20 protein-coding genes are annotated in these 24,212 nt (G+C 63.0%); 8 read left to right on the plus strand and 12 right to left on the minus strand.

Annotated elements, in window-relative coordinates:
• Positions 1-88: 88 nt before the first annotated feature.
• The 3 genes from KPL81_RS07645 to KPL81_RS07660 form a co-directional block, all read right to left on the minus strand.
• On the minus strand, positions 89-1,036 hold the full coding sequence (locus KPL81_RS07645; protein ID WP_219791295.1) for a dihydrodipicolinate synthase family protein: 948 nt from the start codon (positions 1,034-1,036) through the stop codon (positions 89-91).
• Between the two features lie 117 nt (positions 1,037-1,153).
• Positions 1,154-2,089: a 4-hydroxyproline epimerase gene (locus KPL81_RS07650; protein WP_219791296.1), complete on the minus strand. Its 936-nt coding sequence runs from the start codon at positions 2,087-2,089 to the stop codon at positions 1,154-1,156.
• 493 nt (positions 2,090-2,582) lie between these two features.
• On the minus strand, positions 2,583-3,578 hold the full coding sequence (locus KPL81_RS07660) for a bile acid:sodium symporter family protein (protein ID WP_219791297.1): 996 nt from the start codon (positions 3,576-3,578) through the stop codon (positions 2,583-2,585).
• 77 nt (positions 3,579-3,655) lie between these two features.
• On the opposite strand from KPL81_RS07660, the gene KPL81_RS07665 reads away from it, so the two are divergent.
• Positions 3,656-4,474 carry a helix-turn-helix domain-containing protein gene (locus KPL81_RS07665; RefSeq protein WP_219791298.1) on the plus strand — a complete coding sequence of 273 codons (819 nt, stop codon included), beginning with the start codon at positions 3,656-3,658 and terminating at the stop codon, positions 4,472-4,474.
• Between the two features lie 103 nt (positions 4,475-4,577).
• Here the strand turns inward: KPL81_RS07665 and KPL81_RS07670 are convergent, their stop codons facing one another.
• The 4 genes from KPL81_RS07670 to KPL81_RS07685 all read right to left on the minus strand — a co-directional run bounded on the left by KPL81_RS07670 (position 4,578) and on the right by KPL81_RS07685 (position 10,460).
• A complete protein-coding gene (locus KPL81_RS07670) occupies positions 4,578-6,032 on the minus strand; it encodes an aldehyde dehydrogenase family protein (RefSeq protein WP_219791299.1) in 1,455 nt (484 codons plus the stop codon).
• Complete coding sequence (locus KPL81_RS07675) at positions 6,029-7,660, minus strand: 5-guanidino-2-oxopentanoate decarboxylase (RefSeq protein ID WP_219791300.1); 1,632 nt, start codon at positions 7,658-7,660, stop codon at positions 6,029-6,031. The genes KPL81_RS07670 and KPL81_RS07675 overlap by 4 nt, the downstream gene beginning before the upstream one ends.
• Before the next feature lie 35 nt (positions 7,661-7,695).
• Positions 7,696-9,429, minus strand: coding sequence for an amidohydrolase (locus KPL81_RS07680; RefSeq protein ID WP_219791301.1), 1,734 nt, complete (start codon positions 9,427-9,429; stop codon positions 7,696-7,698).
• Between the two features lie 107 nt (positions 9,430-9,536).
• Positions 9,537-10,460 carry a LysR substrate-binding domain-containing protein gene (locus KPL81_RS07685; protein ID WP_219791302.1) on the minus strand — a complete coding sequence of 308 codons (924 nt, stop codon included), beginning with the start codon at positions 10,458-10,460 and terminating at the stop codon, positions 9,537-9,539.
• 93 nt (positions 10,461-10,553) lie between these two features.
• Between KPL81_RS07685 and KPL81_RS07690 the strand changes: the two genes are divergently transcribed.
• The 7 genes from KPL81_RS07690 to KPL81_RS07720 are packed head-to-tail and all read left to right on the plus strand — an operon-like array spanning position 10,554 to position 17,345.
• A complete protein-coding gene (locus KPL81_RS07690) occupies positions 10,554-12,158 on the plus strand; it encodes a zinc-binding metallopeptidase family protein (RefSeq protein WP_219791303.1) in 1,605 nt (534 codons plus the stop codon).
• 32 nt (positions 12,159-12,190) lie between these two features.
• Positions 12,191-13,234: a TRAP transporter substrate-binding protein DctP gene (gene dctP, locus KPL81_RS07695; protein WP_219791304.1), complete on the plus strand. Its 1,044-nt coding sequence runs from the start codon at positions 12,191-12,193 to the stop codon at positions 13,232-13,234.
• A gap of 14 nt (positions 13,235-13,248) precedes the next feature.
• On the plus strand, positions 13,249-13,818 hold the full coding sequence (locus tag KPL81_RS07700; RefSeq protein ID WP_219791305.1) for a TRAP transporter small permease subunit: 570 nt from the start codon (positions 13,249-13,251) through the stop codon (positions 13,816-13,818).
• A complete protein-coding gene (locus tag KPL81_RS07705; protein ID WP_240549096.1) occupies positions 13,805-15,127 on the plus strand; it encodes a TRAP transporter large permease in 1,323 nt (440 codons plus the stop codon). The genes KPL81_RS07700 and KPL81_RS07705 overlap by 14 nt, the downstream gene beginning before the upstream one ends.
• Before the next feature lie 8 nt (positions 15,128-15,135).
• Positions 15,136-15,444, plus strand: coding sequence for a cupin domain-containing protein (locus KPL81_RS07710; RefSeq protein WP_219791306.1), 309 nt, complete (start codon positions 15,136-15,138; stop codon positions 15,442-15,444).
• 1 nt (position 15,445) lies between these two features.
• A complete protein-coding gene (gene speB, locus KPL81_RS07715) occupies positions 15,446-16,396 on the plus strand; it encodes an agmatinase (protein ID WP_219791307.1) in 951 nt (316 codons plus the stop codon).
• Positions 16,397-16,412: 16 nt separating this feature from the next.
• Positions 16,413-17,345 (plus strand): CobW family GTP-binding protein, encoded by a 933-nt coding sequence (locus tag KPL81_RS07720; protein ID WP_219791308.1) that lies wholly within the window; start codon positions 16,413-16,415, stop codon positions 17,343-17,345.
• A 74-nt stretch (positions 17,346-17,419) separates the two neighbouring features.
• On the opposite strand, the gene KPL81_RS07725 is transcribed toward KPL81_RS07720, so the two are convergent.
• The 5 genes from KPL81_RS07725 to KPL81_RS07745 all read right to left on the minus strand — a co-directional run bounded on the left by KPL81_RS07725 (position 17,420) and on the right by KPL81_RS07745 (position 23,856).
• On the minus strand, positions 17,420-18,451 hold the full coding sequence (locus tag KPL81_RS07725; RefSeq protein ID WP_219791309.1) for a 2,5-dihydroxypyridine 5,6-dioxygenase NicX family protein: 1,032 nt from the start codon (positions 18,449-18,451) through the stop codon (positions 17,420-17,422).
• 187 nt (positions 18,452-18,638) lie between these two features.
• The gene (locus tag KPL81_RS07730; protein WP_219791310.1) at positions 18,639-20,165 is read right to left on the minus strand and encodes a sodium:solute symporter family protein; all 1,527 of its coding nucleotides are present in this window, start codon (positions 20,163-20,165) and stop codon (positions 18,639-18,641) included.
• Complete coding sequence (locus tag KPL81_RS07735) at positions 20,158-20,346, minus strand: hypothetical protein (RefSeq protein WP_209476899.1); 189 nt, start codon at positions 20,344-20,346, stop codon at positions 20,158-20,160. Before KPL81_RS07735 ends, KPL81_RS07730 begins: the two co-directional genes overlap by 8 nt.
• A gap of 2 nt (positions 20,347-20,348) precedes the next feature.
• Positions 20,349-23,369, minus strand: a complete 3,021-nt coding sequence (locus tag KPL81_RS07740; protein WP_219791311.1) for a c-type cytochrome — start codon at positions 23,367-23,369, stop codon at positions 20,349-20,351.
• Positions 23,362-23,856, minus strand: a complete 495-nt coding sequence (locus KPL81_RS07745) for a (2Fe-2S)-binding protein (protein ID WP_219791312.1) — start codon at positions 23,854-23,856, stop codon at positions 23,362-23,364. Before KPL81_RS07745 ends, KPL81_RS07740 begins: the two co-directional genes overlap by 8 nt.
• Between the last annotated feature and the right edge of the window lie 356 nt (positions 23,857-24,212).

A 24,212-nucleotide genomic window follows, 5' to 3' on the forward strand; every position in this document is an offset into this window, starting at 1 on the left:
ATGGCTCGGCCGCGCGTGTCGGAACTCGAGTCGGCACGCAAGTGTTATCAGGGGCTCGAGTGGACGGTGAACGACAGTGAGAGGGGCGTTATGCCGCCTCGAGCGTGGTCAGCCAGTTGCGGTACCAAGTGCGGAATAACTGGTATTGCGTTTCCACATAGCGGCGCTGTGCCTCGCTGAGTGCGTCACTTTCATTGAAGTGCAGGGCGTACTCCTCGTCTCCATTGAGCACCATCAGGTGCTTGTAATAGAGGACCAGATCCGCTCCCTCGTCGAAGGATGAGAGCACGTGCAGCGCCTTCTCCAGCTCGAGCGCCTGGCGGCGCGCCTTGACGTCGCCCTGAGCGGCTTTCTTGCTCAATGCCACCAGGTGCAGCACCTCCCGCGGCAGCGCGTTGCCGATACCGGTGATGGCGCCAGTTGCGCCACAGTTGACGAAGCCATGGAAGACCGTGGTGTCGACACCGACCATTAACGTGATCGTTTCGTCCTGGGAGGTGATGTTCTCGGCGGCATAGCGTAAGTCATCCGCACCACCGAATTCCTTGAAGCCGATCAGGTTCGGGTGCTGGGCACGCAGCTCGAAGAACAGGTCGGCGCGAGTCGCAAAGCCGTAGTAGGGGCTGTTGTAGATCACTGCCGGCAGGTTGGGAGCGGCCTCGAGAATGGCCGAGAAGTGGGCCTTCTGAGCGGCCACGGAAGTGCCGCGGGACAACACGCGAGGAATGACCATCAGACCGTGGGCGCCAACCTTGGCGGCATGAACGGCGTGAGAGACCGCCTCTCTGGAATTGACCGCCCCGGTGCCGACGATCGTCGGTATGCCGGCTTCGACCAGCCGTGCAACGCCTTCCTGGCGCTGGGCTTCAGTCAGCAGTGGCCAGTCGCCCATGGAGCCGCAGTAGACCACGCCGCTCATGCCGATATCGATGAGCTCCTGGCCTTTTGCCACCAGGGCATCGAAATCGGGCTGACGGTCGGCATTGCAAGGCGTCATCAGGGCAGGGATGCAGCCAGTGAAAATGTTGTTCCTCATGTTGGGATCCTTATTGGTTTGTCACGTCATCGCACGGTGAATAGCGACCCTACTACCCGTTACCGGAGGGCGCTGGAAGATACCGGCTACCCTTGGTGTGAGGCCGGTGGTATCGATTCATGAGGCGTTGATGCCCCAAGCAAAGTCATCCTGCTCGTCGATAAGTAAAGTGGCCTCGGCGCTCAGGTGGGCGCGCCCTTTGATGTAGGGGCGAATGGCGTCGCCTTCCCACTCGTAGTGCCCCTCGAATCGACTGCCGGTGATGCTGGCCTGCGTCCACGGCTGTCCGGGAGCCAGCTTGCCGTCGGCGGCGAGGCAGGCGAGCTTGGCACTGGTGCCGGTGCCGCAGGGAGAGCGGTCGTAGGCCTTCCCGGGGCAGAGCACGAAATTGCGGCTATCCACCGCGGCATCGCTGGTGAACAACTCGATGTGATCGATCGGGCTACGGTTTTCGCCGGTGATGGATTGCGCCTCGAGCGCCTGGCGAATGGCCCAGGTGAATGCGGTCAGTGCCTCGACATTGTCCAGCGTCAGAGACTGGTCGTGATCACTGACGAGAAAGAACCAGTTGCCGCCCCAAGCGATGTCGCCCTGAACCGGGCCGAACCCTGGGACATCGACGATGACGTCCTTGCGATAACGCCAGGAAAGCACGTTGCGAACTGTCACGGCGCCGTCGTCATGCAAGGTGGCGCCGACCGGCCCTACTGGCGTGTCGATCTGGTGCGATCCGGGTGACAGCTTGCCGAGATGGTGCAAGGAGGCGACCAGCCCAATGGTGCCGTGCCCGCACATGCCCAGATAGCCCGTGTTATTGAAGAAAATGACACCACAGCTCGCATCCGGGGATTGCGGTTCGCAATACAGCGCGCCGACCAGCACGTCATGGCCGCGTGGCTCGAGCATGCAGGCACGACGCCACTTGTCGTGGTGGTAACGCAAGACATCACGCTTTTCCGCCATGGTGGTTCCTGGCAGTGCGGGAAAGCCATCCATCACCAGCCTTGTCGGCTCGCCTCCGGTATGGCTGTCGATCACATGCACGCGTTTCATAGGGCACCTGTTGTCGTTGATCTCGTCTCGGTGGCCGCGGTCAGAGGCAGTCACCTTGATTTTTATATTTTATACAATCTTCAAAATGATTTGTGAAGCCTTGGAGCGCGGTGAAGGTGCGCTTCGCGAAGTGACATAGGCCCCTCTATGGAGCAAGATCTTGTTCTGGCGCAGCTTTGCCGCTCGCCGACGCGACTTCGGGGCACAATTACACTGGACTAAGGTATAAGTTCATGAGAACAGCGCAGCGCCTCGGAGCACATGACGCTTGAAGCAGCGCTCAAGCGTTACCTGGCCGACGTTATCCCTACCAAGAAGCTCTGCACCCAGAAGAGCGAGCGGCACAATGCAAGCATGCTGACCGAGCACCTGGGCTAGCTTCAGCCGGTTAATGTGGTTTATTCGAGTCCAGCTGGGCCCACCACCCTCTTTCAAAAATTCCTACACCCGATCTCCTGTCCCTGTGGTGGTGGTTTGATTTCGCCCACCCAGCCTAGCTGACAGGAATGCCGCTAGCCTGACTTTGACGCGCATACCTAGAGGCAAGAACGGCACACACCATCAGTTGGATTTGGTGAAAGATCATGAGTGGTAGCAGGGCGGGGCCCAAGGCGCTTCCTGAAAACAGGATCTGTGCCAGGGGGACTCCCGTGGCCATGCTCTTCTTGGAGGCGCAGAACACGATGGTGATTTCGTCTTCGCGGGGGAAGCCCAGTGATCGAGCTAGCCAGGTGGTGCTACTGAGCACCAGGGCCAGGAGCAGGCAGCAAACCACGCTCAAGGTTACCAGCGCTGACAGTGACACCATGCGCCACAGCCCGTCCACGACTGAAGCACTGAAAGCGGTATAAACGATCAGCAAGATCGAACTCTGGTCGACTCTTCCCAACCAGGTGCGATGCCGGTCGACCCACGCGCCGAGCCATGGGCGAGATAGATGGCCTGCCACGAAGGGTAATAGCAGTTGTGCGCTGATCTTGAGTGCCGCTTCCGCTGCTGAAAAGCGCTCCCCTACACCCTGGGTATCGAGTATCCACACCATCAGCAGTGGAGTTAGCAGAATGCCGATCAAACTGGAGGCGGAGGCGCTGCAGATGGCTGCCGGCACGTTTCCGCGGGCCAGGGAAGTGAAGGCAATCGCCGACTGCACCGTGCCGGGCAGCACGCACAGGTAGACAAGACCGCGTGTCAGGGCTTCGCCCAGCAGCGGTTCCAGCACCGGTATTGTTGCCCAGCCGATGAGGGGGAAGGCGACAAAGGTGAAGAGAAAAACCAGTAGGTGTAATCGCCAGTGCACGACACCGGCGATAATGGCGTGGCGTGAAAGCTTGGCGCCATGCATGAAGAACAGCAAGGCAATGGCCAGGGCGGTCAGTTTTTCGAAGAACGCAACCCCCGCTCCGTGTGCCGGCATCAGCGTGGCGGTTACTACCACGAGCAAGAGTATCAGCGTGAAGTCATCGAACACGAGTCTCAGACGTTGCAGCATCACCAAAACAACTCCATGAAAATATTTTCCAAATTATTATAAGGTAATGCGTAATGTGAGTATTTCGGAAAAAAGACGTGAAGCATCGCCAAACGGACACGCCGGCTGCCGTGGTAGCGCCAGAAGAACCCAGCCGCCTTGCGGAACTGGTCGAATTGCCCCGCCCCCTTTATGGCAGTACGCACTCCTTGCCGAACCGGGCCATTGTGGAGCCCCACGACCATCCTTGGGCGCAGCTGTCCCACGCGCTGCGTGGCACGCAGCGCGTCGAAACCGAGACAGGCCATTTCCTGGCGCCACCCGGGCGGGCAGTGTGGGTGCCGGCGGGCATGCGGCATGCCGTTACCTGTTCGCCCGGTACCCTCATGCGCAGCCTCTATATCGAGCCTGCGGCCATGCTTAGGCCACGCCCCGAGTGCGAGGTGATCGTGGTCAGTCCATTGCTGCGGGAGTTGATTCAGGCATTCAGTGAGCTACCTGTACGCTACGATGACGCGGGAGCCGATGGGCGACTGGTCGGGGTCTTGTTGGATCGGCTTGCTGTCGCCGAACAAGCCGGCTTGATGCTGCCTTGGCCCGAAGATCCTCGGCTTGGGGATATCTGTCGCCAGCTGCAGGAGAAACCAGCGGACCGCTCGTCAATCGAGGACCACGCTTGCCGGCTCGGGGTATCGGGACGCACGCTGAGCCGCTGGTTCCTGCATCAAACCGGCTTGACGTTTCGCCAGTGGCGGCAGCGGTGCCGTGTGCTTGCCTCCATACCGGCACTGGAGCGGGGCGAGAGAGTCACCGATGCCGCTCTGGGTAGTGGGTATGAGAGCATGTCGGCCTTTATTGCTGCCTTCCAAGAACAATTGGGCGCCACACCCAAGGACTTCTTTTCCTCCGATTACTAAGATCAGGCGCACTTGCCGATATCCCGTGCATGCACTGGTGAGGCCTATCAGCGGTTGGTTCGAAGCGCGCTGGACGAAGGCTCGGCCCCTCGACCGAATGCGTTCAAGCCTCGCCAGCGGGCCCTACCATGTGCTTCACCTCCAGAAATGCCGCCAGGCCCCATGGGCCCAGTTCCCGACCGATCCCGCTGCGCTTGAAGCCGCCCCAGCCGGTCTGGGGTAGCACCAGCTGTTCGCTGTTGTACCAGATGCTGCCGGCCTTGAGCTGGCGGCCGATACGTCGGGCCCGCTCTGGATCCCCGCTGATCACGGTGGCGGCGAGGCCGAAGTCGGTGTCGTTGGCGAGGGTGATGGCCTCAGCTTCGTCGGCCACGCTACGGGCGCAGAGTACCGGGCCGAATATCTCCTCTCGCCATAGTCGGCTGGTCGAGGGTACGTCGCGGTAGAGCGTGGGTGCCAGGAAGAAGCCGCGGTCGGGCAGGGTGCGGTGGCGTGCATCGCGTACCGCCAGCAGCCCTTCACGCTCGGCGATGGCGAGGTAGGCCTGCACCGCGTCGCGCTGTCGTGCGCTGGTCAGCGGGCCCATGTTGCTGCCCTCGGCCAGCGGGTCGCCCAGTTCGAGGGCGTCGATGCGTTTTGCCAAGGCTGCATAGAGCGGCTCCGCCACGTCCTGATGGACCAGCAGCCGCGACGTCGCCGAGCAGATCTGCCCCGCGTTGTAGTAGATGCCCGCCATCACCCAGTCCGCGGCCTGCTCGGGGTCGGCGTCCTCCATGACCAGCACGGGGGATTTCCCGCCGAGTTCCAGCGATACCCTAGCGGTGCGGTCGGCCGCGGCGTGCATCACCGCTTCGCCCACCCGGTTGCTGCCGGTAAAGGAGATCTTGTCGATATCGGGGTGGGCGCACAGCGGGATGCCGATACCCTGGCCGTCGCCGAAGAGCAGGTTGAGAACGCCCGCCGGCAGTTCTATCTCGAGGGCGATCTCGGCGATGGCCCGTTCGGGCAGCGGCGTCACCTCCGAGGGCTTGAGCACCACGGTGCAGCCCGCGGCGAGTGCCGGGGCGACTTTCCAGGCGCTGGTCACCAGCGGGAAGTTCCACGGCGTGATGAGCCCGACGACGCCGACGGGGTCGTGATAGCAGCGCGCCTCGACGCCTTCCATGTCGAGTCGCACCGGCTCGCCCTGGCGGGCGTCCAGAGCGCGTGCCTGCCGGGCGTAGTAGCGATAGCAGGCGATGGCGTCGTCCAGGTCGATGAACGCTTCCGCCAGCACCTTGCCGTTATTGGTCGACGACACACGTGCCAGCTCATCCCGCCGGCGCGTCAGCGCCTCGGCGAACGCCTCGAGATACCGGCCGCGTTCGGCACCACTGAGCGACTGCCAGGCGGGGAGGGCGCGCTTGGCCGCGTCCACGGCGGCATCCACGTCGCGCGGGTGGCCGGCCGTCACCTCGGCGATGAGCTCTTCCGTGTAGGGGTTGGTCACGGCCAGGCGGCGTTCGCTTGCCGAGGCGACCCATCGGTTGTCGATGAACTGGTGTTCCAGGTGGGTCATACGGGCTCCTTGGCCGCGGTTGCGTTGTCCCCGCACCAGGCCATCCAGGCATTGGCATCGACCTCGATGAGTAAAGGCCCGTCGGAGGGGCGGCTCTCGAGTGCCTTGGCCAGCTCGGGGGGCGAGTCGACCCGGGTGGCGAGGCAGCCGAACCCGCCGGCGAGCGTGATGAAGTCGGGTGCCTGGATGTCGACGCCCAGGCGCTCGACGCCGTGAGCGTCCATGTAGCGCCGAATCTCCTCGTAGCCTTGGTTGTGCCACAGCAGGATCACCACCGGCAGGCGGTATTCGACGGCGGTGGCCAGCTCCGAGAGGGTGAACATCACACCGCCGTCACCGACCAGCGCAATCACCGGCAGCTGCGGCTGGCCGAGCTGGGCGCCCAGCGCTGCCGGCAGGCCGTACCCCAGCGTGCCGTAGCCGGTGGAGGCGTTGAAGAAGTGGCGGGGGGCCGGCAGTGCCAGCAGATGGTTGGCGGCATAGACCGGCGCCGTGGAGTCGCCTACCCAAATGGCCTCCGGCAGTACCGCGCGCAGCGTCTCGCACAGCGGCACGAAGGGAGCGAGGGTGGTGTCCTGGGCAAGATTCAGCGCCTCGCGGGTGGAGCTGGCGCGGGCGAAACCCTGCTTGTCCAGCGGGATGGGGAAATGCGCGAGCAGTCCCGTGATGGCCTGCGCCGCATCACCGACCAGGCCCAGCGACAGCGCCTGGTTGCGCACCAGCTGCTGGGCGTCCAGGTCGATGCGTATCAGCCGGCCGGTGAGGGCGAAGCCGTCGTCGAAGACCACGTCGTAGTCGGTCTCGCCCAGCTCGGTACCAATGGCCAGGATCACGTCGGCCTCGCGGGCCAGCTTGCGTACGGCCGGCAGCCCTGTGTTGGCGCCCAGGTCGAGCGGGTGCGCATCGCCCAGCAGGCCCTTGGCGTTGATGGTGGTCGCCGTCGGTGCGTCCAGGCGGGTGACCAGTTCCCTTGCCGCCGCGGGTGCCTTGACGCAGCCGCCGCCGAGCAGTACCAGCGGGCGCCGGGCGTCACGCAGCCACTGCGCCGCCTGGGCCAGTCCGTCGGGGTCGGGTGCCGCTGGGTAGATTGTCGGTGCGCTCCACTCCCGCGGCGGGCTGACGGGGGCGTCGAAGAGGTCGATAGGAATCTCGACATGCACCGGCCCCGGCCGCTGGCCCTGGAAGACGGCGAAGGCCCGGGCCAGCACTTCGGGCAGGCCGGCGGGATCGAGCAGGGTATGGCTGAAGCGTGCCACGCCGGCCACCAGGTTACGCTGGCTCTCCAGTTCGTGCAGCCGGCCCTGGCCGCGGCCCAGGGTGTCCCGGCGGTTGACGCTGGAGATCACCAGCATGGGCACCGAGTCGGCCAGGGCCTGGCCCATGGCGGTGGCGATGTTGGTCATGCCGGGCCCGGTGATGATCAGGCAGACGCCGGGCCGGCCCGTCGCCCGGGCGTAGCCGTCGGCCATGAAGCCGGCGCCTTGCTCGTGGCGCGGCGTGACATGGCGCACACCGCTCGCCTCGAGCCCGCGATAGAGCTCCACGGTATGCACTCCGGGGATGCCGAACAGCGTATCGACGCCGTAGCGGTCGCGCAGCAGGCGAATGAGTAGTTCAGCACAGGTCATGTCATGACTCCGTAAAGCGGCATTGTCGTGGCGTATCACGAGGCCAGGGTGGGAGGTTGGCCCTGCCAGGTGGCCTCCAGATCGAAATCGATCAGCGTGCGGTCGCGGTCGTAGACTGGCTGGCCCTGTAGGAAGCTCAGCTCGACCTGGGTGCGGTGCAAGTTGCCGCGTACCTCCCGCGTGAATGGATTGTGGTCCAGCACGATGAGATCGGCCGACTTGTTCACTTCGAGCGAGCCGGTTTCATGTTCCAGGCCCATGGCGTAGGCGCCGTTGAGCGTGGCGACACGTAGCGCTTCCTCCAGGCCGATCGGCGTGCCGAAGCGCTCCTCACCCGGTTCCCAGGGGTTCTGGCGCGTCACCAGGGTTTCCAGCGCCAACCAAGGGTCGATGGAGGCGACCGGAAAATCGGTGCCGAAGACCGCCACGCCGCCCGCATCCAGCACGCCGCGCAGGTTGTAGGCGCGCGACAGGCGCTCCGGCCCATAGCCGGCCCGGGCCCCCGAGGTGAAGCGCGAGGGATACCAGGCCGCCGGGGAGAACTCGGCAATGACGTCCAGCTCGGCGAAGCGGGCGAGGTTGGCGTCGTGCAGGATGGTGCTGTGGGCGCACTGATGACGCACGCCGCTGGATCCGTTGATGCGCCGGATGGCCGCCACTGCATCCAGGAACAGGTCGGAGGCGCCGTCGCCGGTGCAGTGGGCGATGACCCGAATGCCGCGGCGGTCCATGTCTATCAGCATATCGCGCAGGTGTTCGGGGGTCAGGTTGATCTTGCCGCGCCAGTCGTCGCCGCTCTCCCACGGCGTGAGCAGGAAGGACGAACGCGGCTCCACGGTGCCGTCGAAGTGGAACTTGACGGCGTTGGCGTTCAGGCGGCTGCTGGCGTAGTAGTGGCGTTCGCCGCAGAGCAGCTCCCAGCGCCGCTTGACCGGGAATATGTCGTCCTGCCAGCTGATGGCTGCCTCCACCCGCAGGCTGAGCTTGCCGGCATCGTCGAGCTGCTTGAGAGCGGCCAGCCGCTGTTCGCACACGTGCACGTACTTGGTCGCCGTAACGCCGCGGCTGGTCTGGAAGTGCATGCCCTCCTGATAGGCCTTGCGCAGCACCTCTACCGGCGTAGGCGGCATGGCGGCGTGGATCATGGCATAGGCGCCGTCGATCATCAGGCCGGTGGGCTCGCCGGTCAGCGGGTCGCGCTCCATGTAGCCATTGCGCGGGTCCGAAGTGTGGCGGTCGATACCGGCCAGGGCCAGCGCCTTGCTGTTGGCCATCATGGTGCCCCACATGCGGTCGAGGATGGCCACGGGGCGGTCGGGCATGAAGCTGTCCAGCCATTCCCGGCCTGGCGTCAGCCCGGCCTGACGAAAGGTGTAGCGTACGAAGTAGGCGCCGTGGATCCAGCCGTCGCCGGGGTGGCTGGCGGCATAGTCGAGAATGGCTTGCTTGACCTGCTCGGGGGTGGGGTCCTCGATGCCGATCTTGAGCGCATCGTCGTACTTGGCGGCCAGCCCCAGGTCGGGGTGGGTATGCATGTCGTGCAGGCCGGGCATGACGAAGCGACCGCCCAGCGGGATCACGCGGGTATCGGGGCCGATCCACTCCTGCATGGCGCTGTCGTCTCCCACCGCGCACAGCCGACCGCCGGCCATGGCCAGCGCCTCGGCCCAGGGGCGTGCGGGATCGAGCGTATAGATCTTGCCCCCTTGCAGCACGATATCGGCATGGCGTGGGGCGGGCGCATGGCTGGAGCGCCAGGGATCGAACATGGCATTCACCTCTAATTGTTGTGCAAGATTCACCATAAACCAGAGAAAAAGGCCATGAGGTGTTAATTTCTTGCGCCTGAGGTGAACGTTCTTGCCGCTTCAATCGCTCAACTGGACACGGCTGAAGCGCCGAGCAAGCTCTCCAATAGCTTCTTCAGCCAATCGCTAAAGGCCTGCACGTTGGGGTCCTCCAGCCGGCTATGCGGCGTGACCAGATAGTAGGCCCGGTCGCTGGGGATCTTCTCGCCGAAGGGGCGAACCAGCTGGCCATGACGCAGGCTGTCGCCACATACCACGTCGTCGCCGATGGCGACTCCCTGGCCGGACAGGGCCGCTTGCAGTACCAGCAGAATGTTCGAGAAGTACAGCCCCGATTCCACCTTGATCTGGTGCTTGCCGCCGCAGCCAGCCAGCCACAGCTGCCAGTCGTGGGCATCGTGCAGGTGCAGCAGGGTGGCGCGATCCAGGTCGCGAGGGTGGGTGATATCGAGCTCGTTGAGCAGGGTCGGGCTGCACACGGGGTGGTACATCGGCTGTGCCAGCAGCTCGGCATGGTGGTCGGTATGCACGCCGTCGCTGAAGACCACGAAGAGATCGAAGTTGGGCTGATTGATCGTCTCGTCTTCGCGGTTGGTGCTCAGATGAAGGCGAATGGTGGGGTAGGCACGGTAGAAATCGTTGATATGGCGGCTGATGACGCTGGCGGCGAAGCCCGGCGGCATGCATACGTGCAAGTGGCCGTTGTACTCCTGGTCCGGCAGGTTGGCATGAATGCGCTCGAGGTTCTGAAGCACCTCACGTACCTCGCCGGCATACAGCTGCCCCGCCGGGGTCAGGATCACGCCGCGTCCGCGACGTTCGTAAAGGCGGAGGTTGAGCTGGCTTTCCAGCAGTCGCAGCTGGTGACTGATGGCGCTGCGGGTAAGGCTGAGATAGTCGGCGGCATCGGTCAGGCTGCCAAGCCTGGCCAGGGCCTCGAAAGCGCGCAAGGCCTGTAGCGAGGGGAGATGGTTCGCTTTTTGTTGAGCCATTTTGACCAATCAGATGATTATTTTTGACTTTTGATGAGTTGAGTTTGCTCTATAGTGGATTTCAAAGCAACAACACTCCCGAGAGGAGCCTGAATGACCACGCAGACTCAACGTGATGCTCTCACCCGGCGCGTCGAAGCGCTGATGCCCAAGCTTTCCGAGTGGAACCAGACCATCTGGCACTATGCCGAAACCGCCTGGCGGGAATACCGCTCGGCGCGTTTCTACGTCGACCTGCTGCGCGAGCATGGCTTCGAGGTGGAAGAGGGCTCGGGCGGCATGCCCACGGCCTTCTGCGCCACCTGGCGCAACGGCGAAGGCCCCACGCTCGGCGGCTATGCCGAGTACGATGCGGTGCCGGGCAATTGCCAGGCGGCCGACGTGGTGAAACGTCCCCGCGACAACCTGAGCCCCTGGGCCGGCGGCCATACCGACCCGCACTCCGCGCTGGGCATGGGCTCGCTGGGGGGCTTTCTGGCCATACAGGCCCTGATGAAGGAGCAGGGCATCGGTGGCACGCTGAAGTTCTTCGGCGAGCCGGCCGAGAAGGTGCGCGGTTCGAAGCCGATCCATGCGGCCCGTGGCTACTACGATGACCTGGACGCGGCGATCAGCTTCCATCCTTTCTATATGCTGCCGCTGTGCAATACCACGCGCTGGGACACCCACTGCGGTGCCGCCTACGGGGTCATCTATACCTTCCTGTGCGACAGCCCCGAGACCTGGATGACCCGCGGTAGCCACTCGCCCATCGCGGCTTCGCATGCCAGCGCTCGCGCCCCCGGCGCCAACGACGCCGTCACCCAGATGTATACCAACGCCAAGGCCCTGCGCGAGCACGTGCTGGCCAGCGGCCTGAACTGGTCGATGAACGAGGCGATCCTGAATGCCGGCCAGGCGACCGCCGACAACCTCGCGGCGCAGATGTCGCAGATCCAGTACTTCATTCGTGTCTCGTCGGTGGAACAGGCCGAACACGTGGTCAGGGGGCTCGACCATATCGCCGAATCCGTGGCCAAGCTGACCCACTGCCGGGTCGAGCGCCACTGGGTCGCCAAGTCGCGCCCCGGGCTGCCGAACCATGCCCTGGCCGAGCTGACCTACGCCAACCTCGAGCGGGTCGGCGCGCCGCGGTTGGGCGACGAGGCGATCGAGCTGGCCCGCCAGATCCAGGCCAACCTGGGCATGACGCCGATGGAGAAGCCCTTCCTGGCCGATATCGAGACCCTGCGCAAGCCGCAGGACGCGGAGCGGGAACTGCGCCAGATACTCCCGCCCAACCAGACCCATTTCACCTCCGACGACTACACCGAATACAGCTGGCATGCGCCGACCGTGCGCCTCTACATCGGCCGCCCGGCGCTAGCGCCCCGCAATGATGGCGGCGCCTACCCGGACTGGGTGATGAACGCCCTGGGCGGGTTGGCGCCGTGCATCGACCCCATGATCGAGACGGCGGCGAAAACGGTGGGGCTGACCCTGCTCGACCTGTTCCAGCAGCCGGAGGCGCTGAGCGCGGCGCAGGCCGAGTTCGAACGGCGTACCGGTGGCGGCATCGGCGGGGACCAGTGGCTGGCCCCGCTATGTGACTACGAACCGCCGCTTCATTTCCGCTGGCCCGAATACATCACCACGCCACGTGGTGAGAACGACTGGGTGATTCCGGCACCCAAAGAGTGCTCCCAGGCACCCCGGTAGGCTTCACGCTTCCCACTCAGCAGGAGAACACCATGGATAACAACAAGTTCACCAATCGACCCGTTAGCACTTCTCTCAAGGCCGGCCTGGCGTGCCTGGCCCTGGCGGGAAGCGCCCTGGCCTTTCCGGTCGCCGCGCTAGCCCAGGACGATGTCATCGAGATCCGCATGCAGCGCTATACCGGCACCGAAGAGGACGAGATCTTCCAGCGTCTTCAAGACATGCTGCTTGAGGCCAGCGATGGCCGCATCAAGCTGAATATCTTCCGTGGCGGCGAGTTGGTACCCAACGACCAGATGTACTCGGCACTGCGCAGCGGCACCCTTCAGGCCATCTACGGCTACGGCGGCTACTGGGGTGGGCAGATGGATACCGCGGTACTCGAGTCGGGCATTCCCATGGCCTGGACCGATCTCGACGAAGCCAAGGAGCTGTGGAACGAGCGTGGTCTCGGCGAACTGCTGGCCGAAAACTATGCCGAGCAGGGCGTGCATTACACCGTGCCGGTGTTCGGCGGCAAGTTCGATCTACTCACCAAGGAGCCGGTCGAATCCCTGGCCGACATGAGCGAGCTCAAGATTCGCGCGACCCCGTCCGTCTCGGCGGTACTCAACCACTTCGACATTCCCACGGTCTACATCCCGCCGCAGGAGTTCTACATCGCGCTGAGCACCAACGCCATCGACGGCCTGATCTATGGCGGCCCCTACGACTACTCGGTGCTCAAGCTCAATGAGGTGGCGACCAGCTACACCGAGATGAACATGCTCTACCCGGGCTTCGTCGACAACGTGCTGGTCAACCAGAACGTCTGGAATCGCATGCCGGAGGATCTCCAGGAGACGTTCATGGACGTCACCGCCGAGTGGGCCGACTACCGTCACCAGAAGTTCGTCGAGTGGAACGAGGAGGCGGCCCACCTGTTCGAGATTACCACCCTGCCCGAAAGCGACGTGGTGGCAATGACCGAGGCGGCTCAGGAAGTGTGGGATGCCGAGGCCGAGAAGTCGCCGCGTGCCGCCGAGGCCATCGAGATGATCCGTGACATGGCACGTGACAAGGGTCGCCTCGAGTGACCGGGAGTCCAGCGATGCATCTGCTTCATGCCTGGATCCGCTGGCAGGACCGCCTGAGCGAGTGGCTCGGGCGGTTCGTTGCCTGGCTTGGCTTCGCCCTGGTTTGCATACTGGTGTACGAGGTGGCGGCGCGGCAATTGATGCGTTCGCCCACCAACTGGGCGCATGAGGCCTCGACCCTGACCTATGGCGTCTATGCCATCCTGGCCGGGGCCTACACCGAGAAATGGCACGGCCATGTGCGGATCGATATCTTCTACCAGCGCCTCTCGACGAAGGGGCAGGCGCTGGTTTCCTTTCTCATCGGCGTGCTCACGCTGATCCTGCTGACGCTGCTGCTGGAGAGCGCCTACGACTTCGCCATGCAGTCGGTGGCCATGCAGGAGCGCTCCTTCCGCAGCACCTGGGCACCGATCATCTGGCCGGTAAAGGTGATGATTCCGTTGGCCGTGCTGCTGATCATGCTGCAGATGCTGGCCAATACCCTGCGCCACCTCTGCACCCTGCTGGGGCATCCCCTGGAGACCGATTCCTCGATCGGTCAGGACACCGACAGCCGGGGAGATTCCCATGGTAAGCATTGACCCCATCTTGCTGACGCTACTGATGTTCGGCGCCATGCTGACCCTGATGTTCTTCGGGGTGCCGCTGGCCTGGACCCTGATGGGAGTGGGCGTCGGCTTCGGCTACTGGATCTGGGGGCCGGACAGCCTCGGCATCATGATGCCCTCGATCTTCGGCCTGATGAACGAGTTCATTCTGGTGGCCCTGCCGCTGTTCATCCTGATGGGAATGATCCTGGAGCGATCGGGTATTGCCGACGACCTCTTCCAGATGATCTACAAGATCATGGGCGGTGTGCGCGGCGGGCTGGGCATGGGAACCGTGGTGATCTGCGCCTTGATTGCCGCCATGGTGGGCATCACCGGTGCCGCTACCGTGAGCCTGGGGCTGATCGCGCTGCCCGCCATGCTCAAGCGCGGCTACAGCAAGCAGCTCTCGGCGGGCGCCATCATGGCGGGCGGCGCACTGGGCTTCTTGATTCCGCCTTCGCTGGTCATGATCCTCTACGCCTTCCTGACCCGCGAATCGGTGGGCAAGCTGTTCGCTGCGGGCGTCATGCCCGGCCTGATGCTGGCCGCCATCTACATGCTCTACATCGGCATACGCTGTTACCGTAACCCGACGCTGGGGCCGCCCATCGAGGCTTCCGAGCGGATCGGCTTCTGGCAGAAGGTGGTTGCGCTGAAGGCCATGATCCTGCCCGGCCTGCTGATAGCCGTGGTGCTGGGCACCATGGCCGCCGGCGTCGCCTCGCCCACCGAGGCCTCGGCCCTGGGCGCCTTCGGTGCCATGCTCTGCGCCCTGGCCCACGGCAAGCTCAACGTCACCATGCTCAACAGTGCGCTGTTCAGCACCGCGCGCATCATGGGCATGCTGATGTGGATCATGATCGGTGCGGTGATCTTCTCGAAGATCTACATCGCGCTGGGGGCCGGCCAGGCGATCGTGGGCCAGATCATGGCCGCCGAGCTGAGTCCTTACCTCGTGCTCAGCGTGATTCTGCTCAGCTATCTGGTGCTGGGCATGTTCCTGGACGACTCGGCCATCCTGTTCATTACCGTGCCGCTCTACGTGCCGATCATCAAGGCGCTGGGCTTCGACCCGATCTGGTTCGCCACGCTGTTCGTGCTGGCGATGCAGAGCGCCTATCTGACACCGCCCTTCGGCTACAACCTGTTCTACATGCGCTCGGTGGCGCCTCCCGAGGTCACGACCGGCGACCTGTATCGTTCGGTGGTGCCGTTCCTGGCCATGCAGGTACTCGGCATCGTGCTGCTGGTGCTGTTTCCGCAGATCGCCCTGTGGCTGCCCGAGCTCATCTTCGATTAGGAGGTTTCATGAGCCACCAACCATTACCGGCCGAACCGACACGGCAGCTCGAGGATGACAAGGTCATCGTGACGCGCTGGGATTTTGCGCCCGGTGCGGAAACCGGCTGGCACCGACATCCCCATGACTACGTCGTGGTACCGCTGGTGGATGGCGTGATGCGCCTGCAGACCCCCGAGGGCGACCACGAGAGCGAGGTCAAGGCCGGCGTTTCCTATCGCCGCCAGGCCGGGGTCGAGCACAACGTCATCAATGCGGGCGAAGGTCAGTTCGCCTTCGTCGAGATCGAACTCAAGGTGAGCCGGGAGGAGAAGTAACATGGCGACGTTCAATCAACCGTTGGGCGGCAACGAAATGCCCCGGTTCGGCGGGCCCGCAACCATGATGCGCTTGCCCGCTCATGACAGTGCCAAGGGGCTCGATGTAGCGTTCATCGGCGTGCCGATGGACATCGCCACGTCGAATCGTCCCGGCACTCGACTGGGTCCGCGTCAGATTCGCGACGAATCTCGCATGCTGCGGCCCTACAACATGGCCACGCGGGCCGCACCGTTCGACAGCCTGCAGGTGGGTGACATCGGCGACGTGCCGATCAATACCTTCCACCTGCCCAAGACGGTCGAGATCATCGAGCGCTACTACAGCGGGGTGCTGCAGCACGCCTGCATACCGCTCACGCTGGGGGGCGATCATCTCATCACCCTTCCGATACTGCGCGCGATGGCGAAGAAGCACGGGCCGGTGGGCCTGATCCACATCGATGCCCATGCCGACGTGAACGAGCACATGTTCGGCGAGCCGCTGGCGCACGGTACGCCATTCCGGCGTGCCCAGGAGGAGGGGCTGCTGGCCCAGGGCAAGGTGGTGCAGATCGGTCTGCGCGGCACCGGCTATGCGGCCGAGGATTTCGACTGGTGTCGGCAGCAGGGCTTTCGTGTCGTCACGGCCGAGGAGTGCTGGTATCGCTCGCTGGGGCCATTGATGGAGGAGGTGCGCACGCAGATGGGCGATACCCCCGTCTACATCACCTTCGATATCGACGGCCTCGATCCGTCCGTGGCGCCGGGTACGGGCACCGTGGAGATGGGCGGGCTGACCTCCGCCCAGGGCCTCGAGATCGTGCGCGGTGCGGCGGGGCTGAACATCGTCGGTGGCGACCTGGTCGAAGTCTCCCCGCCCTACGATCCCAGCGGCAACACCGCCCTGATGGGGGCCACGCTGCTGTACGAGATGCTCTGCGTGCTGCCCGGCGTCCTGCGTCGTGATTGAAGAGCGCACGCAGGCCATGACCGCTGAGCTCGGCGTCACTGTGGTGGCCGGCTTCCTGGGGGCCGGCAAGACGACCCTGGTGAATCACCTGCTGCAGCATGCCGACGGTCGTCGGCTCGGGGTCATGGTCAACGACTTCGGCGCGCTCAATATCGACGAGGCGCTGGTCGACGAGCGTCGCGACGACCTGATTACCCTGAGCAATGGCTGCGTGTGCTGCAGCCTGCAGGGCGAGCTCTCCGCTTCCATCGAATCGATGATCAAGCGACGCGGAGGGCAGCTCGATCATCTGCTGATCGAATGCAGCGGCGTGTCGGATCCGGAGCGGGTGGTGAATGTCCTGCACTATCCACGCATTCGGGCCAGGGCCCGGCTGGAGGCCGTCATCTCCCTGGTCGATGCGGCACTAGATCCTGCCGACCTGAGCCCGGCGCTGCGCCACTTGGTGGCCTCCCAGGTCGACAATGCCGATCTGGTCGTGATCAACAAGACCGACCTGGTGGACGAGCCAACCATTTCCCGGCTCGAGCAGGCCGTCCTGCTGCCCGGCTCCCGTCACGTGAGAACCACCCAGGCAGCCCTCCCGCCGGAATTCGTCTTCTGGCCGGCAGCGAGCGAGACGCCGATGTTTCGCCGCGTGCGTTCGGGGCCTTCCCCGGCGACCAGCATCGAAGCCCTGGGGCTCGAGACGCTCAGTTGGAAGCGCGAGGGGGCTGTGGACATGAATGCGCTAAGTGCTCTGCTGCATGACATGCCCAGACAGATCCTGCGCTTCAAGGGCGTCGTTCGCCTGGACGACGGTCGCGTGCTGGCGCTGCAGCGTGCGGCGGGGCGATTGACCAGCCGGGAGCTGGAGCACTGGATGAAAGGCGAGAGCCAGCTGGTTTTTATCGGCGAGGACTCGCCGTCGCTCTGGGAGTGGCTGAATCAAAGGCTGGATAGGTTGTAATCCTGAGCGGTTAGGGTTCATCCAAGAAACATCAGTAGTACGCCCCAGGTTAAAGTTAGCCTGGGGCTTATCTCCTATTTCTCTCGAATGGCAATGTCCTTGTTTACAATGTCGCCATTGATCAATACGGGGTTATCGTCGAGAAAAAGAGAGCAATTTCTCATGGGAATGTCAAGATGACAGGCTGTGTCATTTGTTCCGCCAAGCTCATTGTTGGGGCCGGTTGAGAACATCACATTCCCATAAAAGCTTCTGGGTTCCATGCCCATGCCGCCTGGGAACTCTCCTGGAACCATTCTATGCCATTTGGCATCACGGTTCATCCCCCAGCCGACGTGGCTCATGCCAAACCCACGTTCATCATTGAAATCTTTCATGTATGATTTGACGATGTCGGCATCTAGTCCTCCTCGAATATCTGTAATCCATCCTTTTTCTATTGTGTAAGTGATCGATTCGCGGACATAGATGTTTTGTGGCAGCAGGACATCACCGGGAGCTACGACGATCTGACCATCAACGCCGTCGTCGTCCCCGCCCGTAAAAACGAACCCCGACGGCCAATGATCCCATCGTCCCGGCTCGTCCGTGCAGGCGTACTCTGTGACGGTAGGATAAGTGTTTAGCTTGTATGTGACATCCGTGCCATGAGCCGAGGTGATTCGCATCACCTTTGCTTTAGAAAGAAGCTCGCCGGCAATCTCGACCTTCTCCTTTAGCTCTTGGTTGGGTAGCATTCTGGCCAGAAGCTCCGGAGGCTCTACGACAGTGAGTATGCGCGTCCCCGCTGCCTGTATGGCCATTTGCTCTGGTGAAAAAAGAAGAAAAATACAGTCTATCAGCATGTCGCACTGTTTCAGTGCCTCAACTGCATCAGGCATGCTTGATAAGCTGTTTACGCCGACATTCCAGCCTCCAGAAGGTAGTGGGGCGGGCAAGCGCATGTGATACATTTTAGCGCCAATTCTCTGTCCTGCCGCCATGAATGCATCAGCGTAGTCGATTCTTTCATTTCCCTGTGTTAGAACGATCACTTTTTCGCCTTCATGAACGCCCGACATTTTAAGCTGATGAAGGCAAATTTCTGTAAAGCTCGCCTGATCCATGATGTTCTCCGCTTCAAGTAGGTGGTTGAGGCTCAAGCCTTGGGATACGTTGTGCGAATCTGAATTGAATGAGTTTGGTTTTTGTCATACCTGACTTTGGGCAATGAGCGCTCTAGGAGAGGGGGCAATTATGCCCCCTGTTGAGTGATAATTACGCCACTGGTTTTTGTGCAGTGTGTCCGTGTTGCTACTGCACTTTACTCTGAAGTGCAGGAGGAAATTCCGTCTCGCTTTTATTGGGCTTCAGTGACTTTTTCGAAAGCTCTTCCTTGATGGCTTCCATAAAACTGTCGGCAGAAGATTGGCAAGGTTGGGTAGCAAGGCTTACGCCAACGAATAGCGCGCTGGAGACGATGATCCCCCATACCCCAGCGGGGAGTCCCAGGAAGGAGTTGCCGATGGCATAGACGAACAGAACGAAGGCGCCGGTACCCACCACGCTCACCAGAGCGCCGGCGGCGGTGCCGCGTTTCCAGTAGAAGGCGCCGATGATCGCCGGCACCATGGCCACCAGCCCGGAGGAGGCCGCTACCGACAGTACCGCGATCAGATCGAGCTGTAGCTCGGCGAATCCCAGCGCCATGAGCGCGATTACTGGAATGACGATCTTGCCGACCAGCAGCTGACGTTTCTCGCTGGCACCCGGTTTGACATTGGCATAGACGTCACGCGCCAGCATCGAGGAGAGGGTCAGCATGATCGAGTCGATGGTGGAGACCGCCGCCGCCATGATGCCGATCATCACGATGACGCCCAGCACCGGCGGCACGAACTCGGACGCCAGCAGCGATGGCGTGGCCAGGTCAGCACCTTCCAGGCTCGGGAAGGCGGCGAGGGCCGAGAAGCCCCAGAGCACAGACACCAGGGTATAGATGAAGCCGAAGACCAGGAAGCCGATCAGCATCTGCCGCATGGAGCGCAGCGAGGAAGGCATGAACAGCCGCTGGCTGACCTGAGGATTGGACAGGCTGAAGAAGAACCAGGGAATGGTCAGGCCGAGAAAGGTGATGAAACTGAACAGGCCGGAGCCCGGTACCGTCAGCGACTGGGGATGCTCGGTAGCCAGGGTATCGAACAGAGCGCCGAAGCCGCCGAGGCCTTGGATGACCAGGAAGGCGACCAGGGTCGAGGCGACGATCATCATGATCGCCTGCAGCGAGTCGGTCCACATGACCGAGCGAATGCCTGCCACATAGGAAAAGAAGATTGCGATCGCCGTGGCCAGCATCACCCCAGTGGTGAAGGGGATAGCACCGTTGGTGGTGCCTTGCAGCAGGTAGCCGACCCCGGCCAGTTGCACTGCCGCATAAGGTATCAGGAAGATGCAGCTGGCGATCGATACCGCCATGGCGACTCGCTTGCTGTTGTAGCGATGCCCCAGCATCTCGCTCGGGGTCACGAAGTTGAACTTCTTGCCGACTGCCCAGAACTTCGGCCCGAAGATGGCCACCAGCGACACACCCGCGAAGTAGATGATTTCGAAGCCCAAGGCGCCAACGCCACCGGCGTAGGTGAGCCCGGCGAGCCCGACCATCATGAAGGCACTATAGGTCGTCGCACTATAGCTCAACGCCGACACGAATCCGTTCATCTGCCGGTTACCCAGGAAGTAGCCCGACATGCTCTCCGACTTGCCTTGACGCGACAGGATGGCGATGCCGATGGCAATCAAGAGATAGATAGCGATCGACCACCAGATTAGTGACTCAGTCATTGCTGTGCTCCTCGAAGTCCTTGGTGATGAAGAGGTTCAGAGCGATGACCGCGAGACCGGCAATCGTCCAGAACAGGAAGCTGCCATACCATGCCTGCACATCGTTCAACAGCGTGTAAGGAACCAGGTAGCAGAGCAGGACCACTGCCCAGACCAGCCATATCCACTTACTTCTTTTCATGATCAACCTCGTCTTGTTGTTGCTTCAGGGGTGTAGGAAGGGCTGTTGTTATGCTGGCGAATCGTCTTCACGCGCGACTCGATGTTTCGCCAGGGGGCTTGATCGGGCGCAAAACGCGCCCGTAGATAGGCCGTCAGGGTGACGACCTGGGAGTCGCTGAAACTGTCGGCGAAACCGGGCATATTGCCGAGGCCGGGTACATGGTCGGCATGCACGCCACCCAGAATCGACTGGATGACATTGTCGGGATGCTGGCTATGTAGGTTGGTGTTCAATGCAAGCGTGGTCTGGGCGCTGGTGAAGGAAGGTGCGCCACTATTCATGTGGCAGCCGGCGCAGGCCCCTTCGAATAGACGTTCTCCCTCCTCCATGTCGATGGGGCCGCTTTGAGCGGTGGCGATACGCGCTGCAGCGTCGGCTCGTACGGTTTCGCTATCGCCTGCCGGTGCGCCCATCTGGACCGCCACATAGTGAGCCAGGGCGCGTACGTCATACTCGGGCAGCTCGCCCAGGCCGGCCACCACCGGTGCCATGGGGCCTGAGGCTGCTCCATGCAGTGACGACGCGCCGTGGCGCAGGTAGTCGTAGAGGGAGGCCTCGCTCCAGGGAATCGGCGAGCTTGATAGCCGATTGAGCGGCGGGGCCTCCCAGCCGTCCACCATGGCACCGGCCAGGCTGTGTTCCCCCTTCCGCTCCGCTCCTATGATGTTGCGTGGCGTATGACAGGCGCTGCAGTGCCCCAGGCCCTCGGCGAGGTAGGCGCCGCGATTGTAGAGATCGCTCTGGCCAGGATCGGGCTCGAAGGAGCTGGGGGCGTGGTAGAGAGCGTTCCAGCCGGCCATCAATGGCCGGAAGTTGAACGGAAAGTTCAGCGCATTGGCCGGTCTCTCGGCGCTCACTGCGGGCTGCGCCATCAGGTAGGCATACAGTGCCTGCATGTCGGCATCGCTGATCTTGGCGAAGGCCGTGTAAGGGAAGGCCGGATAAAGATGCTTACCATCGCGGCTGATGCCGTGACGCATGGCACGCTCGAAGGCGGCATAGGACCAGCGCCCGATCCCGGTTCTCTCGTCGGGCGTCAGATTGGTGCTGTAAAGGGTTCCGAAGGGCGTCTCGAAGGCACGTCCACCGGCATTCTCCCGACCTCCCTCGGCGGTATGGCAGGCCGCACAGTCGCCGGCCGCGGCCACCAGGCGTCCGCGTTCGATGGTCTCGGCGGAATAGAGGTTGGCCGCGGGGCGGTTGATCGGCGCAATAGCCCCCTTCCAGGGCCAGGCCATGACCGCTGTGCCGGCCACCGCGGTCAGGGCTGCCGCCTTGAGCCAGCGGCGTCGGGGGCGTTTGGTCGGTCTGCCGGGTGCCTCTTCCTGGAAGGGATTGGCTTGGTCCTGGAGAGCTTGACGTACGCGACCGGCGGTGAAGGGTGGCTGGCGGAAGCGCACTCCGGTGGCATCGAACAGCGCATTGGCGATCACCGCCACGCCGGGGGCAAGATTCACGTCATCGAGTGTCTGTGGCAGCGAAGTCGTCGCCTCGCCGTATGCGTTCTCCTTGGTTGGCATGTCGGTGCGGGTCGCCAGCGCACCGCCAGTCGTCGACTCGACATGTCGAGTATGATCGCTGCCATCACCCCATTCGTCGAACGCCGGGTTGCGTCCCAGCAGCGGGCGGGCGCTACCCAGCACCCGGGTCTGCAGAGTCTGCTGCAGGCGCTCCGTATCTACTTCGGGGCCGGCGTCCTGGCCGACCACCAGCCGAGTCAAGGTAACGTCGCCGGTAATACGGTTCACCTCCACATCAGCGATCCAGGCCGAGCGCACGCCTTCGGGGATGCGTTGATGCCGGTCGGGCAGCTGTGAATAGGCGAAGCCGCGACCGCGCATCCGATCCGGCGATTTGGCGACAGCGGAAGGCAGCGCTTCGCCCCACCGGGCACGCTGCGACACCAAGGCGATCAGCTCGACGCCACGGGCATCGTCGAGGTGACGTAGCCGCAGCGCCAGGGGGTCCTGGCCACTGTCGTGGGCCACCTCGTCCAGGAAGGATTCCCGGGCAAAGGCCTGCTGGATCTCGGCGAGGTCCTCGCTGTGCCGACCGGTGCCATGATCGTCGCGACGGGTGGTCAGTTGGGCGTTACTGAAGGCATAAGGCGAGAAGGACGGTGTTTCGCCGGCCTCGGTCCGCCGGGTGGGCTGCCTGCCGCAGAGCCACAGGCCCACGGCGGCGATATTGCCCGAGGCATGGGCCTGATGATAGCGGTAGTCGGCGATATCGCCGCTCTTCGCCAGGTCGGCGCTCAGGGTGATGCGCTGTGCCTGGCCCAGGGCATGCACATCACGGTTGTAGGCGGCATCCAGCCATACCGCCACGGGGCAGCCCAGATGCCGGGACATCACTGCGGCATCGACCGCGGCGTCGTCACCGCAGTGACGCCCCAGACCGGAAACCCGCGCAGGGGTGTTCCCGTATAGCTCGATCTGCTCGGCCGGTAGGCCGGTGAGGGTCTGCAGGTCTTGGATCAAAGTCTCGGGAGTGATCGTTTCCGCCCATAGCATCAGGCGTTGACCGGAACAATCTGCCACCACCCAGCCAGGGGCGTCGCCCCAGCGCAGGCGGCTAGGCCAACCATACTCATGGCGATGGACCGAGGCCGCCTCGGCATGTCCAGCCGACAGCTCCCGGGACGCCGCCTCGGTTGTCGCGGGAAGCGGGGCGGCGTCACCTTGACCAGCAGCGGAGGGAGCCCGCCATTCGAGCTGCAGGTGACGCGCGGCGTCTTTCGCCGCGGAAAGACTGTCGGCCACCACGCCCACGAAATCGCCCTCGTTGACGATTTCAACACAGCCCGGCAGGCCCTCCACACTGGTCCGATCCACGGCTACCAGCCGATCGCTGATGAAGTGTTCGCCGTTCCAGCCATAGTGGGGCGGCCTTACCGCTACGCCGAAGCGCCTGGGCGACGCCAGCGGAGCGGGGAGCTCTGTGGGTTCAGCCATGGGGGTGGAGAGCTGCCGATCACTCATGGGGTGCCTCCGGCGACTCGGCGGCGTTGATTGCCACGGCGCGATTCGCCGCCTCGAGGATCTCCACGTGAGTGCCGCAGCGACAGAGGTTGTACTCCAGAGCGGACTGCAATTGGGCCGATGAGGGTCGAGGGGTGTGATTGAGCAGGGCACGCACGCTGATGATCATGCCATTGAGGCAGTAGCCGCATTGGGCGGCCTGGGCCTCGATGAAGGCGCTTTGGACTGGGTCGAGGCGGCCCTCGCTGGCCAGGCCCTCGAGGGTAAGAATCTCATGCCCGACCGCGACCGAAACCGGCAGCACACAGGCCCGGGCGGCCATGCCGTCGATCAGCACGCTGCAGGCCCCGCACTCGCCCAGGCCGCAGCCGTACTTGGGGCCATTGAGCTCCAGGTCATTGCGCAGGACGGTCAGCAGAGGGGTGTCCGGCGGTATTGCCAGCTCGTACGAGCGGCCATTCACAGTCAGGGAGATCGCTTCGGTCATAGGGACTCGTCGTTATTCTTGGCGCTATCCACATTTATCGACTCCTGAAGGAGCCAGTTCAGGCATCACCCTGCGCTTCCCTTTGCGGATCCGGATGTGCTGATTGATTGCAGTGTATACGCTATTAATTTTAGGTTTCTACACATATAGCACCTTGCGTCCTATCTCTGCAAGCTATGATCTGCGTCATGCTTTCCCTTCGAAAAATTACCGTTTCATGGGCGTTGATCAAGGTTCTTCTCTTTTTCCCCTGATGTGGGTGCTTGGCGAGACGATCAGGTAAACGGTGCTTGACGTAAAAATAAATGGTGTATACGTTGTAGTTGAGCCTCGTTTTACCCCGGCGTGTGCCCCAT

It is taken from the genome of Billgrantia antri, assembly GCF_019430905.1.
Taxonomy (GTDB): domain Bacteria; phylum Pseudomonadota; class Gammaproteobacteria; order Pseudomonadales; family Halomonadaceae; genus Halomonas; species Halomonas antri.